This is a genomic window from Amycolatopsis vancoresmycina (assembly GCF_000716785.1).
Classification (GTDB): domain Bacteria; phylum Actinomycetota; class Actinomycetes; order Mycobacteriales; family Pseudonocardiaceae; genus Amycolatopsis; species Amycolatopsis vancoresmycina.
Map to the genome: position 1 here is coordinate 1 of NZ_JNYY01000077.1, position 283 is coordinate 283.

Consider the following 283-nt stretch of genomic DNA (forward strand, 5'->3'; position numbering starts at 1 on the left):
CGCTCGCGACGATCTGGAAGACGGCGGCGCGTGGCTGTACGCCGAGACCGTGCGTCAGATCCACGCGTTGAACCCCGGCACCGGTGTCGAGCTGCTGATCCCGGACTTCAACGCGGATCCTGCGCAGCTGGCCGAGGTGTTCGGGTCGCGGCCGGAGGTGCTGGCGCACAACGTGGAGACGGTGCCGCGGATTTTCAAGCGTATTCGTCCGGGGTTCCGGTATGCGCGGTCGTTGGAGGTCATCACGGCGGCGCGTGAGGCCGGGTTGGTGACGAAGTCGAAC

1 pseudogene is annotated in these 283 nt (G+C 67.1%); it reads left to right on the plus strand.

Going from position 1 to position 283, the window contains the following annotated elements:
- Positions 1-283: pseudogene (locus OO60_RS44390) on the plus strand (lipoyl synthase); the annotation flags it as partial.